The sequence below is a fragment of the Eikenella sp. genome, assembly GCF_057315495.1.
Genome location: NZ_DBHKXY010000028.1, coordinates 34,298 through 49,405 on the forward strand (window position 1 = coordinate 34,298; position 15,108 = coordinate 49,405).

The 15,108-nt window shown below is 53.5% G+C and carries 16 protein-coding genes and 1 pseudogene; 9 read left to right on the forward strand and 8 right to left on the reverse strand.

What is annotated here, in order from left to right; translation table 11 throughout:
• Positions 1–120 precede the first annotated feature (120 nt).
• The 6 genes and pseudogenes from upp to clpX all read right to left on the reverse strand — a co-directional run bounded on the left by upp (position 121) and on the right by clpX (position 5,836).
• On the reverse strand, positions 121–756 hold the full coding sequence (upp, locus tag ACO6EE_RS04420; RefSeq protein ID WP_070632776.1) for a uracil phosphoribosyltransferase: 636 nt from the start codon (positions 754–756) through the stop codon (positions 121–123).
• 218 nt (positions 757–974) lie between these two features.
• Positions 975–2,044, reverse strand: a pseudogene (locus ACO6EE_RS04425) (zinc-dependent alcohol dehydrogenase family protein).
• A gap of 383 nt (positions 2,045–2,427) precedes the next feature.
• The gene (gene tsf, locus ACO6EE_RS04430) at positions 2,428–3,282 is read right to left on the reverse strand and encodes a translation elongation factor Ts (protein ID WP_485959529.1); all 855 of its coding nucleotides are present in this window, start codon (positions 3,280–3,282) and stop codon (positions 2,428–2,430) included.
• Positions 3,283–3,411: 129 nt separating this feature from the next.
• A complete protein-coding gene (gene rpsB, locus ACO6EE_RS04435) occupies positions 3,412–4,155 on the reverse strand; it encodes a 30S ribosomal protein S2 (protein WP_064104859.1) in 744 nt (247 codons plus the stop codon).
• A gap of 145 nt (positions 4,156–4,300) precedes the next feature.
• Positions 4,301–4,504: a hypothetical protein gene (locus ACO6EE_RS04440; protein WP_003822734.1), complete on the reverse strand. Its 204-nt coding sequence runs from the start codon at positions 4,502–4,504 to the stop codon at positions 4,301–4,303.
• Between the two features lie 75 nt (positions 4,505–4,579).
• Complete coding sequence (gene clpX / locus ACO6EE_RS04445; protein WP_485959532.1) at positions 4,580–5,836, reverse strand: ATP-dependent Clp protease ATP-binding subunit ClpX; 1,257 nt, start codon at positions 5,834–5,836, stop codon at positions 4,580–4,582.
• A 304-nt stretch (positions 5,837–6,140) separates the two neighbouring features.
• On the opposite strand from clpX, the gene ACO6EE_RS04450 reads away from it, so the two are divergent.
• A complete protein-coding gene (locus tag ACO6EE_RS04450) occupies positions 6,141–7,085 on the forward strand; it encodes a serine hydrolase (RefSeq protein ID WP_003822736.1) in 945 nt (314 codons plus the stop codon).
• A gap of 282 nt (positions 7,086–7,367) precedes the next feature.
• On the opposite strand, the gene ACO6EE_RS04455 is transcribed toward ACO6EE_RS04450, so the two are convergent.
• Together ACO6EE_RS04455 and bioH are read right to left on the reverse strand one after the other, a co-directional pair.
• On the reverse strand, positions 7,368–8,159 hold the full coding sequence (locus ACO6EE_RS04455) for a methyltransferase (protein ID WP_485959533.1): 792 nt from the start codon (positions 8,157–8,159) through the stop codon (positions 7,368–7,370).
• A gap of 109 nt (positions 8,160–8,268) precedes the next feature.
• Complete coding sequence (gene bioH / locus ACO6EE_RS04460) at positions 8,269–9,015, reverse strand: pimeloyl-ACP methyl ester esterase BioH (RefSeq protein WP_485959534.1); 747 nt, start codon at positions 9,013–9,015, stop codon at positions 8,269–8,271.
• Here bioH and ACO6EE_RS04465 point away from each other — a divergent pair, their 5' ends adjacent.
• The 8 genes from ACO6EE_RS04465 (at position 9,016) to aspS (ending at position 14,997) form a co-directional block, all read left to right on the forward strand.
• The gene (locus tag ACO6EE_RS04465) at positions 9,016–9,741 is read left to right on the forward strand and encodes a ComF family protein (protein WP_485959535.1); all 726 of its coding nucleotides are present in this window, start codon (positions 9,016–9,018) and stop codon (positions 9,739–9,741) included. It begins immediately after the preceding gene.
• A gap of 110 nt (positions 9,742–9,851) precedes the next feature.
• Complete coding sequence (gene trmL, locus ACO6EE_RS04470) at positions 9,852–10,316, forward strand: tRNA (uridine(34)/cytosine(34)/5-carboxymethylaminomethyluridine(34)-2'-O)-methyltransferase TrmL (protein ID WP_485959627.1); 465 nt, start codon at positions 9,852–9,854, stop codon at positions 10,314–10,316.
• A 39-nt stretch (positions 10,317–10,355) separates the two neighbouring features.
• A complete protein-coding gene (locus ACO6EE_RS04475; protein ID WP_080984527.1) occupies positions 10,356–11,162 on the forward strand; it encodes a septal ring lytic transglycosylase RlpA family protein in 807 nt (268 codons plus the stop codon).
• Between the two features lie 187 nt (positions 11,163–11,349).
• A complete protein-coding gene (locus ACO6EE_RS04480; RefSeq protein WP_035580083.1) occupies positions 11,350–11,622 on the forward strand; it encodes a type B 50S ribosomal protein L31 in 273 nt (90 codons plus the stop codon).
• Between the two features lies 1 nt (position 11,623).
• On the forward strand, positions 11,624–11,749 hold the full coding sequence (gene ykgO / locus ACO6EE_RS04485) for a type B 50S ribosomal protein L36 (RefSeq protein ID WP_003822751.1): 126 nt from the start codon (positions 11,624–11,626) through the stop codon (positions 11,747–11,749).
• 325 nt (positions 11,750–12,074) lie between these two features.
• Positions 12,075–12,767 (forward strand): DUF502 domain-containing protein, encoded by a 693-nt coding sequence (locus ACO6EE_RS04490; RefSeq protein WP_485959536.1) that lies wholly within the window; start codon positions 12,075–12,077, stop codon positions 12,765–12,767.
• Between the two features lie 92 nt (positions 12,768–12,859).
• Positions 12,860–13,084 (forward strand): hypothetical protein, encoded by a 225-nt coding sequence (locus tag ACO6EE_RS04495; protein WP_070632799.1) that lies wholly within the window; start codon positions 12,860–12,862, stop codon positions 13,082–13,084.
• Between the two features lie 104 nt (positions 13,085–13,188).
• Positions 13,189–14,997 carry an aspartate--tRNA ligase gene (gene aspS / locus ACO6EE_RS04500; RefSeq protein ID WP_485959538.1) on the forward strand — a complete coding sequence of 603 codons (1,809 nt, stop codon included), beginning with the start codon at positions 13,189–13,191 and terminating at the stop codon, positions 14,995–14,997.
• Positions 14,998–15,108: the final 111 nt, after the last annotated feature.

Below are 15,108 nucleotides of genomic sequence, written 5' to 3' on the forward strand. Positions count from 1 at the left end.
TGAAAACGGTTTGCCCACTTTTTCAGGTAGCCTTGGCGGGAAATACGATGATTGGTTTATAGGCTACCTGAAAATGATTTCACAACTTTCAGGTAGCCTATTGGCGAATGCATCGGGCAATCAAGCTGATTGCTTGGTGCCGAAAATCTTGTCGCCGGCATCGCCCAAGCCGGGGATGATGTAGCCGTTTTCGTTGAGGTGGCTGTCGAGCGCGGCGGTGTAGATTTTCACGTCTGGGTGCTTGTCGTTCACCAACTTCACGCCTTCCGGTGCAGCCACCAGCACCAGAGCAGTGATGTTGCGGCAGCCTTTTTTCTTCAGCAAATCAATAGTGGCTACCATCGAGCCGCCAGTGGCGAGCATCGGGTCGAGAATCATGGCCGGGCGTTTGTCCATTTTGCTCACCAATTTCTCGAAATAGGAAACCGGTTGCAGGGTTTCTTCGTCGCGCTGCAGGCCGACCACGCTGATCTTGGCGGTGGGCAACAGATCGAGCACGCCATCGAGCATGCCCAAACCGGCGCGCAAAATCGGCACCACGGTTACGGTTTTACCTTTAATCTGCTCGCCTTCGATGCGGCCGCACCAGCCTTCGATAGTCAGCGACTCGGTTTCCAGATGGCGGCTGGCTTCATAGGCCATCAGGCGGGCCAACTCTTTTACCAAAGTACGGAATTGGTAGGTGTTGCAGTTGGCTTTGCGCATCAGGGTGATTTTGTGCTTGATCAGCGGATGATCGATAACGGTTAAGTTCATGCTATGGTTTCCTTCATTTGATTTGGCGGGGCGTATTTTAGCTTAACAGACGGGCGGGAAAAAGCGGGGGCGGTAATTTCTTCCTACGGTGTTGGCTTGGTTTGCTGTATTGCTATACCACATGCAGCACACAGTCTGGTGTATATCTGCTTAGGCACAGCAAAAGGCTACCTGAAAATTTTCAGGTAGCCTCTTATCATTTCAGCAAGCGAACCGGCTTACACTTCGATGATTACTTTCATCGCTTTGGTGTCGGCAGCGTGTGTGAACACCTCGTAGGCTTTTCCATTTCGCTGAATTTAAAGCGGTGGGTAGCCAGTTTTTCCATCGGCAGTTTGCTGGATTCGCAGGCTTTCAGCAGCATGCCGGTGGTGTTGGCGTTTACCAGGCCTGTGGTAACGGTGATGTTCTTGATCCACAGTTTGGCCAAATCGAACTCTACAGATTTGCCGTGTACGCCCACGTTGGCTACGTGGCCGCCTTCTTTCACCACTTTCTGGCAGACATCCCAAGTGGCAGGATAACCCACAGCTTCCATGGCGCAATCCACGCCGCGGCCGCCGGTAATTTCCAAAATCTTGGCCACAGCATCTTCCTTGTTCGGGTTCACTGTGTGGGTGGCACCCATTTCTTTAGCCATGGCCAGACGGTTTTCGTCCATATCCACCACGATGATGGTGGCCGGAGAGTAGAACTGGGCAGTCAGCAGGCAACCCATGCCCACAGGGCCGACGCCAACGATGGCAATGGCATCACCAGGCTTAACCTGGCCGTATTACACACCGATTTCATGGCCGGTGGGCAGTGCGTCGGAGAGGAATACGGCCACATCGGTATTGAGGGTTTCGGGCAGATGGTAGAGCGAATTGTCGGCAAACGGAGTGCGCACGTATTCGGCTTGGGTACCGTCGATCATGTAGCCCATAATCCAGCCGCCTTCTTTGCGGCAGTGGGCGTAGAGCTGTTTCTGGCAGTTGTCGCAAGTGCCGCAGCGGCTCACGCAAGATACGATGACTTTATCGCCTTTTTTGAAGTCTTTAACGGCAGAGCCCACTTCTTCCACCACGCCGATGGCTTCATGGCCTAGGATACGGCCTTCCCATTTGCCGGTTTTTTCGCGGGCAACTGCTTCGATTTCCGGATTTTTGCCCTTCATGATACCCAAATCCGTACCGCAAATAGTGGTTTTGGTAACGCGGATGATAGCATCGGTAGGATCAATGATAGTGGGAACCGGGCGGTCTTCGAAGCGGACATCGTTTTCGCCGTAATAGGTCATGGCTTTCATGGTCTTGCTCATAATACTCTCCTAATGTGTTTGCCGATAAATAATCGGTTAGTTGGGGGGAAGAGTCCGGATAATTCCGAACAATTCATTAGAATCTTTATTCTTCCTGAATGGCAAAATTTTCTATTTTAAAATAAAGTGTTATATTACAACAGAAGCGTAACAACATGGCATTATGCAAATAATAAACTAAGCTATTAGTTCATCAGCGACTCGCAGCAAATGTATTGTATAGCGCAGTGCGAGGAAGAAGTAATGTTCCGACTTGCTCATCCAAATTAGGCCGTTAAACCATTAGGGCTACCTGAAACCCAATGTCCTCCCTGTATAATATAAAACAGCCTCCATCCCGACGGAATGGAGGCTGTTTTCATAAAGCAAAATTACACTTTAGCAGCAGCAGCCACTTCAGCAGCGTAATCCACTTCTTTTTTCTCGATACCGTCGCCCACTTTGAAGCGAACGAAGTTCACGATCTCCGTACCCTCTTGTTTCAGGAACTGCTCAACAGTCTGATCAGGGTTCATCACGAAGGGTTGGCCCAGCAGCGTTACTTCGGCCAAGAATTTCTTCACGCGGCCTTCCACCATTTTGGCAGCGATTTCGGCAGGCTTGCCTGAAGCAATCGCCTGCTCGGTGTAGATGTGGCGCTCTTTAGCCACCACTTCGGGATCAACCTGCTCGGCAGAAATACATTGTGGCTTAGAAGCCACGATGTGCATGCCAACGTGACGGGCAGTGGTTTCATCACCTTTGTACTCCACCAGCACGCCTTCAGTGGCAGCAGCGCCGTGGATGTAGGTGGTGAGGCTGTTGGCAGCTTCGATGATTTCAAAGCGGCGTACAGAAATGTTTTCGCCCAATTTGGCAATCACGGCTTTGCGCTCGCCTTCTACCAATTCGGCCAAGGCTTCAACAGTGGCCGGTTTTTTCTCAGCAACAGTTTTGGCTACGAATTGGGCAAAGGCGATGAAGCCGGTGTCTTTGGCCACGAAGTCGGTTTCGCAGTTCACTTCCACCAAAGCGCCAACTTTGCCTTCAATAGCATAAGCCAACACGCCTTCGGCAGCGGTACGGCCGGCCAGCTTGCTGGCTTTGGCGCCGGATTTAATGCGCAGGATTTCTTCAGCTTTGGCCATGTCGCCGTCGGCTTCCACCAGGGCTTTTTTGCATTCCATCATGCCCAAGCCAGTGGCGGCACGCAGATCAGCAACCATTTTTGCGGTAATTGCAGACATTATTTACTCCTGTTTTATTGAGAAACGCGGCCGGATGCCGCGCTTGGATAAATTGAAGGCTACCTGAAAAGCCGGATTTGGCGTCCGCTTGTTGAAACGGTGTCTTCAGGTAGCCTCATGCAGATTGGCTTAGGCAGATTCGGCTTCGTCGGCAGCAGCCTGCTGTGCGGCGGCTACGGTTTCAGCCAAGGCTTGGTTTTTGCCTTCCAATACGGCATCAGCGATACCGCGGCAGTACAGACGAATGGCTTTAGCAGAGTCGTCGTTACCCGGGATAACGTGTTTCACGCCTTCCGGATCGTTATTGGTATCCACCACGCCGATTACCGGGATACCCAGTTTGCCGGCTTCGGTCAGCGTACCTTTCTGGTAGCCGGTGTCAATTACGAAAATGGCGTCGGGCAGGCCTTTCATGTTTTTGATGCCGCCGAGTGAGCGTTCCAGCTTTTCCACTTCGCGTTGAATGGTGAGCAGTTCTTTTTTGTTGTAACCGCTGGCTTCAGCATTTTCCAAAATGGCAGCTTTTTCTTCCAAGCGTTTGATAGACTGCTTAACGGTTTTGTAGTTGGTCAGCATGCCGCCCAACCAGCGATGATCCACATAGGGCATACCGGCACGGGTGGCTTCTTCACGCACGATGTCGCGGGCTTGGCGCTTGGTGCCGACAAACAGGATGGTGCCTTTGTTGGCAGCCAAACGGCGAACGGCGTCTTGCGCTTCCTGGAACAGGGGCAGGGTTTTTTCCAAGTTTACGATATGGATTTTGTTGCGGGCGCCGAAAATGTATTGTTCCATTTTCGGGTTCCAGTAACGGGTCTGATGACCGAAGTGAACACCTGCTTCCAACATCTGGCGCATAGTAATTTGAGACATTTATTTTCCTTACAAAGGGTTATAGCAAACATCAATGCACACAGAATCTCAAAACTGAGACACCCTTTGGTGCAAGATACGAGCGTTAAAGATAAAAAAGAAACAGCTTTCAAAACGAAAGCTGCGGGATTATAGGAGAAAAGTGTTATTTTGGCAAGGCTTCCCTACCCTGCTTTTCTTCCTGCTTGAGGCGTTTGTTGCGCAAACGGATATAAACCACCCAAAACGCAAACAGCGTGGGCAATATTGTCCACACCACCAAATAAATCAGCATCCGAGCTAACGATGGCTGCGCAAGGGCAAACATCAGGGTAACAAAGATATAGCCGATAAAAACAATGTGCCACATGGCATCTTCCCAATAGGGCTACCTGAAAACCGAGGCTACCTGAAACCGAATGGATATTTTCAGGTAGCCTCATACCTATTGCTGCGGCAGTTGATATTCCTGCCCGTCTGCGGTTAGGAGTTTAGGCTGGCAGTTATCGTTAATCACTGTTTCGTCAATCACCACCGTTTTCACCTGCTCTTTAATATCCGGCAGACGAAACATGGTTTCTAGCAAGGAACGCTCCACAATCGAGCGCAGGCCGCGCGCGCCGGTTTTGCGCTGCATGGCGAGTTTGGCGATACTGCGCAGGGCAGACGGCTGCACCTTCAGCTCCACCCCTTCCATTTCAAACAGCGTTTGATATTGTTTCACCAAGGCATTTTTCGGCTCGGTCAGAATGTTGATCAATGCTTCTTCATCCAACTCAGCCAATGTGGCAATTACCGGCAAACGACCGATCAACTCGGGAATCAGACCGAATTTAATCAAATCTTCCGGCTCGACAATTTCAAACAGCTCAGTAACGTCAGCATCTTCGTCTTTGCTGTGCACCGAAGCGCCAAAGCCGATACCGCCCTTTTCCGTACGCTGGCGGATAACCTTTTCCAAGCCGGCAAATGCACCACCGCAGATAAACAGGATGTTGGTGGTATCCACCTGAATAAAATCCTGATTCGGGTGCTTGCGCCCACCCTGCGGCGGTACGGATGCCACTGTGCCTTCAATCAGTTTCAGCAAAGCCTGTTGCACGCCCTCGCCAGACACATCGCGGGTAATCGAGGGGTTGTCGCTCTTACGGGAAATCTTGTCGATTTCGTCAATATAAACAATACCCTTTTGCGCCTTTTCCACATTGAAATCGCAATTACCCAAGAGCTTGGTAATAATCTGCTCCACGTCTTCGCCCACATAGCCGGCTTCGGTAAGCGTGGTGGCATCGGCCATAACAAACGGAACATCCAAACGCCGTGCCAAACTTTGCGCCAGCAGGGTTTTGCCCGAGCCGGTGGGGCCGATGAGCAGAATGTTGGATTTGGCCAACTCCACATTATCGCCCTCTTTCGGATGGCGCAGGCGTTTGTAGTGGTTGTACACCGCTACCGCCAGCACCTTTTTGGCCTGCTCTTGGCCGATAACGTGCTGGTTCAAATTGCTGACAATTTCAGCTGGCGTGGGCAATCTGTCTTCGCCGGAATGCGCTTCGCCTGCCGCTGCTCCCTCGCTGTGGATCATGTGGCTGCAGGTGTCGATACACTCATTACAAATCAAGGCATTATCGCCTTCAATCAGGTTTTTTACTTTGTTTTCCGATTTGCCGCAGAAAGAACAGTATCGGGTTTCGTTGCTCATTTGGTGTGATTCCGCAATGTAATATGTTGTGCCGTCATGCAGATGGCAAAACGCGAAAGTATATAGAGGAATCCCACGCATATCAACGCAGGAACTGCTGCCATCAGCGCCGCAACCCAATTATTATCCTAGAACAAAGCGCGCCCTTTACAAAAATTCTTTTACACTATCTAGGGTTTACAAACTGGTATTTTTTATCCACAATAAGCAGGTTTTCATTTTTACCGTTAAAACAGATATTTGCCTGCTACAACGGTAAATCGCCTAACGGCATCGCCATACAACAGACTGATAGGTAACAAAATTGTTTGCAATTAGAAAGACTTGGCTGATTTTAGCCACCGGATTAAGCCTAGCCTTGGCCAGCCTGCCCGCCGCCGCACAAGACGATATCGACGTGCTTGGCCAGTTCCTCGAACAAAACCTGCCCGTACAAGATGACCCACTGGGCACTTTCCTCAGCAGCCGCCCGGCTGAACGAGTAGAAGCCCAGGCCGCTGTGGCCGGGCCGCTGCTCACTTCGCAATCCGCACTGATTATGAATGGCCGCAGCGGCGAGATTCTGTATCAAAAAGGTATCGACCAAGTTCGCCCCATCGCTTCCATTTCCAAGCTGATGGCTGCTATGGTGGTGCTGGATGCCCGCCAGAACATGAATGAAACCCTAGAAATCACCGAAGCCGAAATCGACCGCCTCAAAGGCACCGGCAGCCGTCTTTCTGTGGGCACCACCCTCACCCGCCGCGAAATGCTGCACCTGGGCCTGATGAGCAGCGAAAACCGCGCCATCCACGCCCTTGCCCGCAACTATCCCGGCGGCCTGCCTGCCTTCATGAGCGCCATGAACCGCAAAGCGCAGAGCCTTGGCATGCAGCAAACCCGTTTCTACGACCCCACCGGCCTTGATTTCCGCAATGTATCCACTGCGCGTGATTTAAGCCTGATGGTGCGTGCCGCCCACGAATACCCGCTGATCCGCCAATTCTCCACTTCCAATTCCGGCTCCGCCCAAACCAGCAACGGCCGAGTGCAGCAATACCGCAACTCCAACGCCCTGGTGCGCGAAGGCACTTGGAACATCTCCCTGCAGAAAACCGGCTACATCCGCGAAAGCGGCCGCTCCATGGTGCTGTATGCCAATGTACAGCGCCAGCCGCTGATTATCGTGCTGCTCAACTCCCCCTCGCCCACCACCCGCGTAAACGATGCGCGTGCGATTCAAAACTGGGTGAACGGCCGAGAGATTTAAGCCTAATCGGCTTTGTGCATACGCCAAATAAAGGCTACCTGAAAAATAGATTCTTGTTTTTTTCAGGTAGCCTTTTATTAACCGAATGCCCTGCATCACTGACTGAGTCACTGGATATATAGTGGATTAAATTTAAATCAGGACAAGGCGGCGAGCCGCAGACAGTACACACGTTACGGCAAGGCGAGCCAACGCTGTACTGGTTTTTGTTAATTCACTATAGATTGAAGGCTACCTGAAACACTATTTTCAGGTAGCCTTTGATCCAAGCAACAAACCAAGCTATCTTCGCCTTGGGTAAAACTGCACCACATTCTCATTCTCCGGCAGTTGCAGTTTCTTCACCGCATGGCCATGCACGGTTTCCAGCGTTACCGTGTGCAGCAGCCCTTGTGCAAAACCTTCGTTCACGGCGGCGCGGGCAGCGGCTTCGTCGGCAAACTGCAAAGCCGCCCAGATGCCCAACGTGTCCATATCCTGCCAGAAAGTTTCGGCGCGAGTGTAGGCCAGCTCCAGCTTGGCGGTATCCATCACCGGATCGTAGAAGCCGTGGTGGAACATCATATCGCCGAGGTCGTGCATATCGGCAAACGGGCTTTCCACAGCGATGTTGCGCGTTTTCAGGTAGCCTATGATTTCGGCCAGCGTATCGAGGCCGAAATGAGTGAGAAACAGCAGGCCGTCAGTTTTCAGCGCGCGCGCCCAGTTTTCAATCACGGGCACGGGTTTGGCGGCTGAGGGAACCAAGCCGAGGTTGCACCACAGCCAATCAGCCTGCGCCTCGGGCAGCGGGGTTTCGGGCGCTTGGCAGTGTTGCGGCACGGTTTTGCCCTTGCCGGCAAGGCGCTGCCAGAAACCGGTTTGGCGGGCAGCTGCGGCTGCCTGCAGATAGTCGGTACGGCTGTCGTATTCGCTGAACGCGGCTTGTGGATAACGTGCGGCCAGCAGGCGGCGGCTGCAATCGCCGTCGGCGCCGAACAGCAAAATATGCTGCGGCGCGGCGGCAATGAGCGGCAGGCGTTGGTCGGTATCTTCTGCAAGGCGGCGGTGGATTAGCCAGCGGTCGGTAGTCATTTTTCAGGTAGCCTGTGGTGCGTGTCGGGTTTCGGGCAGCCTGCCTGAGGCTACCTGAAAACATCCGTTTCAATAAAGTTAAAATAATTTTTTGATGTTTTTCAGCCTGCTATGTTTTTTCAGGTAGCCCGATAAAGGCTCGGTAGGCGGCAGAAAACTCATCGGCATGGCTTAAAAACGGAATATGCGCTGCCTTTTCAATCATCAGCAGGCGACTATTTGGCAGCTGGCGGTGCAGGTATTCGCCCATGCGCGGCGGGGTGATGCCGTCTTTGCCGCCGAACACAAGCAACACGGGGCACTGTACCTGCGGCAGCAAGGCACGGGCATCAGTGCGCACCACGGCATCCAGCGCTGCTTGCAGGCCGGGCGGTACGCCGTGGCGGATGATCTCCGGCAGCACTTCATCGGCCAGGTGGGCGCGTTCCGGGATGTGCAAAAATTGCAGCTGTAAAAACTGGCGCATATATTTGGCAAAATCTTGGGCAAACAGCGGTATCATCTTGTCCAGCGCGGGTTTGGCCAAACCTTCGGGATAATCCGGCGCGGCAGTAAGGCGGGCAAAACTGGCGGTCAGGCACAGGCTGCGTACTTTTTCGGGATGGTGCGCAGCCATATGCAGCGCCACTAACCCGCCGAGCGACCAGCCGAGCAGGTGTGCGGGCTCGCTTAACTGTGCCGCCAGCGAGTCGGCCACGGCAGCCACGTCGAACGCGCCATCGAACTCAGCCGCGCCGTGGCCGGGCAAATCGGGTGCGGCGATGCGGCATTCGGGCAAATTGGTAACCAGCAGGTCAAAAATATGATGGTTGGCCGCCCAACCATGCAACAGCATAATATTTACGGAATCAGACATATGGCGCTTTCAACTTGGTTAGCCGGGCAGTGGCGGCTATTTCAGCTAGCCTCCAGCCGAGGCAAACGCTGCGTATTATGCCATGAATTATCCGGCAGCCAGGCATTGTGCGGCGGCTGCACGGCGGATTTACACTGTCTGCGACTGGATGTGCACCGCCGCTGCCCGTTGTGCGCCGGTATTTCCGCTTCCGGCTTGCCATGCGGCCACTGCCAACGCAAACCGCCACCGCAAAACCAGCTCAATGCCGCCTTTGCCTACCGGCCGCCGCTGGGCAACCTGCTGTATGCCTACAAATTCCTCGGCCGCAACGATTTATATGCCGCCCTAGCCGAGCTGATGCTGGCCGAACCGCCCGTGTGGCCGACTCCGCCGGATTTGGTGATGGCGATGCCATTGAGTGTGCGGCGGCTGCACAAGCGCGGTTTCAACCAAAGCCTGCTGCTGGCCGATGCCATAGCCAATCGCTTGAATCTGCCGCTGTTGCCGCCGTTTGCGGTAACCCGCTCCCACCGACCGGCACAAAGCACCCTGCCCCGCAACGAGCGTGCCAAAAACGTGCGCGGCATTTTTCAGGTAGCCTCAGCGGCGGATGTAAAGAACCGTCATGTGCTGTTAATCGACGACGTTGTTACCAGCGGTGCAACAATCGGCGAACTTGCCCGAACTTTACAGCGGGCGGGGGCTGCAGCGGTTTATGGCTGGGTGTTCGCCCGCGCCGAATGAAAAGATAATTGACGTAGTTACCCTGCTGCGGCATCATGCCGCGCATCTTCCCAATGGCTGGTTTGTTGCAAATCAGCCTTATTTATTTGAATTTCGCTGCATATCGCTTCATGTTCAGCATTGTTTTATACCAACCCGAAATCCCGCCCAACACCGGCAACATCATCCGCCTGTGCGCCAACAGCGGCGCCGATCTGCATTTGGTGAAGCCGCTGGGTTTCCCTTTGGATTCAGCCAAAATGAAGCGTGCCGGGCTCGATTATCACGAATTTGCCCGCATCAGCCTGCACGAAACCTTTGAAGATTGCCTTGCCGCCTTGCAAGGGCGCCGCATTTTCGCGCTCACCACCAAAGGCCGCACCCGCCCCGACCAAGCCGAATTCCGGCCGGGCGATGTTTTCTTGTTCGGCCCCGAAACCCGCGGTTTGCCGGCAGAAATCCTCGAAAGGCTACCTGAAAACCAAAAACTGCGCCTGCCCATGTTACCCGGCAGCCGCAGCATGAACCTTTCCAACACGGTGGCCGTGATGCTGTATGAAGCATGGCGGCAAAATGGCTACCAAGGCGGTGTCTAACCGCCAACAACCCCATCCACTCAAGAAACGGAGTCTATTTTGGCTAAATTGAAAAATGCCTTCTTTATCGGCATCACTGCCGCTATCGGTCTGTGTACCGCCCTGATTAACACCGCCGCTGCCGAGCCCAAAGCCGCAACGGCCAAGCCCGCCGCCCGGCAGCAATACCACAGCCGCGGCAGCATTCATTTAAACGCCGTCGCCAAACCCGAACGGCTACACCAATCCGCCAACCGCAGCTACCAAGTACGCGGTGTGCGCTATACCCCGATGACCAATGTGCGCCAATTCACTCAAACCGGCCGCGCATCTTGGTATGGCCGCCAATTCCATGGCCGCCTCACCGCTTCCGGCGAGCGTTACGACATGAACCTCATGACCGCCGCCCACAAAACCCTGCCCATCCCCAGTTATGCCCGCGTAACCAACCTTTCCAACGGCAAAAGCGTAGTGGTGCGCATTAACGACCGCGGCCCCTTCCACAGCAGCCGCGTCATCGACGTATCCCAATCTGCCGCCCGCCAGCTCGGCTTCATCAATGCTGGCACCGCCAACGTGCGCATCGAACAAATCCTGCCCAGCCAGGCACGCGCCGAGGCCGAAACCCAGCAGCCCGCTGCCAAACCAGCCGGCAATATTTATGTGGATTTGCGCCACTTCAACCAGCGCAAAGCCGCCCACGACTACGTAGTACAAACCACCACCCGCCTGCGCCACGCCAACAATACCAGCCAACAGGTATTCATGGTGCCGCAGCGCAACGGCGGCTTCCTCGTCCGCATGGGTCCGTTCACCCACCAAGACAAGGCCGATCAAACCAAGGCTGTGGTTACTACCGAACTGTAAACGCCCACTATCGGCAAACAGGCTACCTGAAAACGCAGCGCAGCGAAGTTTCTGCGAAGCTAAACTTTCAGGTAGCCTGTTTCTTATCTGCCGCCGCTCAAAATAGTCTAATCAAGAATAATTCTTGTCTTGCCAAACCATCCAGCTTATGATTAAATGTTATGGTATAACGTTTGAAAGGCAACTCATGAAACCAAATATCCACCCCGAAAACTACCGCACCGTCCTGTTCTTCGATAGCAGTGCCAACGAAGGCTGGCTCATCCGCTCCTGCGCCCCCACCAGCAACACCATGCAATGGAAAGACGGCAAAGAATACCCCGTATTCATGCTCGACACATCTGCCGCTTCCCATCCCGTTTATACCGGCCAGCAACGCGAGCACAACAAACTAGGCCGCGCCAGCGCATTCAACCAACGCTACGGCAGCATGATGTCTGCCCTGAAAAAGGATAACTGAAATGCAAGTCCTCTCTTCGCTCAAAACCGCCAAAACCCGCCATCGCGACTGCCAAGTGGTACGCCGTCGGGGCAAAGTATACGTAATCTGCAAAAGCAATCCCCGCTTTAAGGCTCGGCAGCGTTAAGCAGGGTTTTAACTAAATAATAGGCTACCTGAAAGCCATTTCCGCGAAGCCAACACCTCTTTCGACAACGCCCATTTTCCGATTCCGATTCAACACGCATAGACCGTTATCGAATCTAAGGTTTCTTGCAAACCCGGCGTTGGCTTCGCGGAAATGGCTTTCAGGTAGCCTTTCTGTTTCCACTGTAAAACACAATCATGCCGTGGCATCAAAGCAGCCCCTATCCCGTCAATAAATTCAATCCCCTTCCCGCAAAGCCCTCGTTTATTCCACCGCAAACGCGTATAATGCGCCACTTTTACTAAGTCATTCCTACGGGATAGACATGAGCGAGCAAACACCGTCAGAAAGCAGCGGCATCGGCAAAGCCATCAAGCGCTACCTGATTACCGGCCTCCTGGTCTGGCTGCCCATCACCATCACCCTGTGGGTGGTAACCTACATCGTTTCCACCACCGACCACCTCTTCAACCTGCTGCCCACCCAATGGCAGCCGGAGAGCTACCTCGGCTTCAACATCCCCGGCCTCGGCTTCATCCTGGCCATCGTTGTGCTGTTCGTAACCGGCGTGCTCGGCGCCAACGTGCTCGGGCGCAAAGTGATTGAAGGCTGGGATTCGCTCTTGGGTCGCATCCCAGTGGTGAAATCCATCTATTCCAGCGTGAAAAAAGTGTCCGAGAGCCTGCTCTCCGACAACAGCCGCTCGTTCAAAACCCCTGTGCTTGTACCCTTCCCGCAGCCCGATATTTGGACGATTGCCTTCGTATCCGGCAGCCTTTCCGAAGCATTGCAACAAGGGCTACCTGAAAACGAAGAATACCTCTCCGTATACGTACCCACCACGCCCAACCCCACCGGCGGCTACTATATCTTCGTGCGCAAACAAGACATCCACCCCTTGGCCATGAGCGTGGACGAAGCGTTAAAATATGTGATTTCGCTGGGCATGGTGGCGCCGGATGAGCACAAAAACGGCAAATTGGCTGCTCCAATCAAGCTGCCCGAGCCTACCGAATGATTTTTTAGATAGTCTCTTGCCAATTCCAAAGGCTACCTGAAAATCAACTGTTATCATAATAAAGACACTACTTACCATCTGCGGAGGACATCATGGTATCGGAAACTATCATTCCCGTTGTAAAAGAATGGGGCATCTATATCGGAAGCGCTTTAGCAATCAGTTTAGTTTTAATTATTTTGCTGGCTTTCCTGTTTCGCGCTCTGAATATTTTCCCTAACGACAAAAAAAGCAGGCAGATACTATTTTCATTTCTTGCTAAAACCATTGCGGCACTTTCTATTGCTGCTTCCATGTATCTATATGCTCAAAAATAGCATAAGCAAAATTTTCAGGTAGCCACGAAGGCTACCTGAAAACCCCACAAACCTTTACAATTACCCTTTATCGTTTAATAAAACACTTTTCAGGAAACACCGAAATGCGTACCAACTACTGCGGCTTAATCAGCGAGCAATACTTAGACCAAACCGTAACCGTCAAAGGCTGGGTGCACCGCCGGCGCGACCACGGCGGCGTGATTTTTATCGACCTGCGCGACCGCGAAGGCATCGTCCAAGTCGTCATCGACCCCGACACGCCCGAAGCGTTCAAGCTGGCCGATTCTGCCCGCAACGAATACGTTTTGAGTATCACCGGCCGCGTGCGCAACCGCCCCGAAGGCACCACCAACGACAAAATGGTGTCTGGCAAAATCGAAATCTTGGCCAAGGAAATCGAAATCCTGAACCCCGCCGCTACGCCGCCGTTCATGATTGACGACGAAAACATCAGCGAAACCGTGCGCCTGCAAAACCGCGTCATCGACCTGCGCCGCCCCGTGATGCAGCGCAACCTGCGCCTGCGTTATCAGGTAGCCATGGGTGTGCGCCGTTATTTGGACACACAAGGCTTCATCGACATCGAAACGCCGATGCTAACCCGCTCCACCCCTGAAGGCGCGCGCGACTACCTCGTGCCGAGCCGTGTGCATCCGGGCGAATTCTTCGCGCTGCCTCAGTCGCCGCAGTTATTCAAACAATTGCTGATGGTGGCCGGTTTCGACCGCTACTACCAAATCACCAAATGCTTCCGCGACGAAGATTTGCGTGCCGACCGCCAGCCTGAATTTACCCAAATCGACTTGGAAACCTCGTTCTTGAACGAGGATGAAATCATGGACATCACCGAAGGCATGGCCAAACAGGTATTCAAAGAAGCTTTGGGCGTGGAACTGGGCGATTTCCCGCGCATGCCCTATTCCGAAGCCATGTTCTACTACGGCTCCGACAAGCCTGATATGCGCATCAGCCTGAAATTCACCGAGCTGACCGATTTGATGAAAACGGAAGAGTTCAAAGTGTTCCGTGGCGCTGCCGATATGAAAGGCGGCCGCGTGGTGGCTCTGCGTGTGCCCAACGGCGCGAAACTGAGCCGCAAGGAAATCGACGAATACACCCAATTTGTCGGCATCTACGGCGCGAAAGGCTTGGCCTACATCAAAGTGAACGATGTAAGCAATTTGAGCAACGGCGAAAACAGCGGTTTGCAATCGCCCATCGTCAAATTCTTGTCTGAAAGCAGCCTGCAGGAAATCATCAAACACACCGGCGCGCAAAACGGCGACATCATCTTCTTCGGCGCAGACAAAGCCAAAGTGGTGAACGAAGCCATCGGCGCATTGAGGATTAAAATCGGCAAAGAGCACGGCGCAGAAAACGGCTACTTTGTAGACGAATGGAAACCGCTGTGGGTGGTGGATTTCCCCATGTTCGAATACGACGAGGAAAACGACCGCTGGGCCGCCATGCACCATCCGTTCACCTCACCCAAACCCGGCCACGAAGACCTGATGGAATCCGACCCTGAAAACTGCCTGGCCCGCGCCTACGACATGGTATTGAATGGCTGGGAAATCGGCGGCGGCTCCATCCGTATCCACCGTGCCGACATTCAGGAAAAAGTGTTCGCCGCACTGAAAATTACGCCCGAAGAGCAGCAAGAAAAATTCGGCTTCCTGTTGGACAACCTGAAATTCGGCGCGCCACCGCATGGCGGTTTAGCATTCGGCCTCGACCGTTTGGTGGCCTTGATGGCGCAAGCCGAATCCATCCGCGATGTGATTGCCTTCCCGAAAACTCAACGCGCGCAAGACCTGCTGGTGGATGCCCCCAACCATGTGGACGAACTCCAACTGCGCGAACTGCACCTGCGCTTGCGCCAGAAGCAGACCGAGCAGAAAGAAGCGTAAACTGCCCAGCACACAGCCTGAAAACACCGCAGTTTTCAGGCTGTGTTTTATTCTGAACTATAGCGTTTGCCGCTGCACTTTAGGGATGGCCACAGCAATGATGGCTGCATA

What these genes read in the sequence shown, in the direction of transcription:
- clpX (WP_485959532.1), bottom strand. Translation starts at nt 5,836, where the DNA reads ATGAGCAACGAAACCCGATACTGTTCTTTCTGCGGCAAATCGGAAAAC.
- ACO6EE_RS04480 (WP_035580083.1), top strand. Translation starts at nt 11,350, where the DNA reads ATGAAACCAAATATCCACCCCGAAAACTACCGCACCGTCCTGTTCTTC.
- trmL (WP_485959627.1), top strand. Translation starts at nt 9,852, where the DNA reads ATGTTCAGCATTGTTTTATACCAACCCGAAATCCCGCCCAACACCGGC.
- ACO6EE_RS04495 (WP_070632799.1), top strand. Translation starts at nt 12,860, where the DNA reads ATGGTATCGGAAACTATCATTCCCGTTGTAAAAGAATGGGGCATCTAT.
- ACO6EE_RS04490 (WP_485959536.1), top strand. Translation starts at nt 12,075, where the DNA reads ATGAGCGAGCAAACACCGTCAGAAAGCAGCGGCATCGGCAAAGCCATC.
- ykgO (WP_003822751.1), top strand. Translation starts at nt 11,624, where the DNA reads ATGCAAGTCCTCTCTTCGCTCAAAACCGCCAAAACCCGCCATCGCGAC.
- ACO6EE_RS04455 (WP_485959533.1), bottom strand. Translation starts at nt 8,159, where the DNA reads ATGACTACCGACCGCTGGCTAATCCACCGCCGCCTTGCAGAAGATACC.
- rpsB (WP_064104859.1), bottom strand. Translation starts at nt 4,155, where the DNA reads ATGTCTCAAATTACTATGCGCCAGATGTTGGAAGCAGGTGTTCACTTC.
- bioH (WP_485959534.1), bottom strand. Translation starts at nt 9,015, where the DNA reads ATGTCTGATTCCGTAAATATTATGCTGTTGCATGGTTGGGCGGCCAAC.
- tsf (WP_485959529.1), bottom strand. Translation starts at nt 3,282, where the DNA reads ATGTCTGCAATTACCGCAAAAATGGTTGCTGATCTGCGTGCCGCCACT.
- ACO6EE_RS04440 (WP_003822734.1), bottom strand. Translation starts at nt 4,504, where the DNA reads ATGTGGCACATTGTTTTTATCGGCTATATCTTTGTTACCCTGATGTTT.
- aspS (WP_485959538.1), top strand. Translation starts at nt 13,189, where the DNA reads ATGCGTACCAACTACTGCGGCTTAATCAGCGAGCAATACTTAGACCAA.
- ACO6EE_RS04465 (WP_485959535.1), top strand. Translation starts at nt 9,016, where the DNA reads ATGGCGCTTTCAACTTGGTTAGCCGGGCAGTGGCGGCTATTTCAGCTA.
- upp (WP_070632776.1), bottom strand. Translation starts at nt 756, where the DNA reads ATGAACTTAACCGTTATCGATCATCCGCTGATCAAGCACAAAATCACC.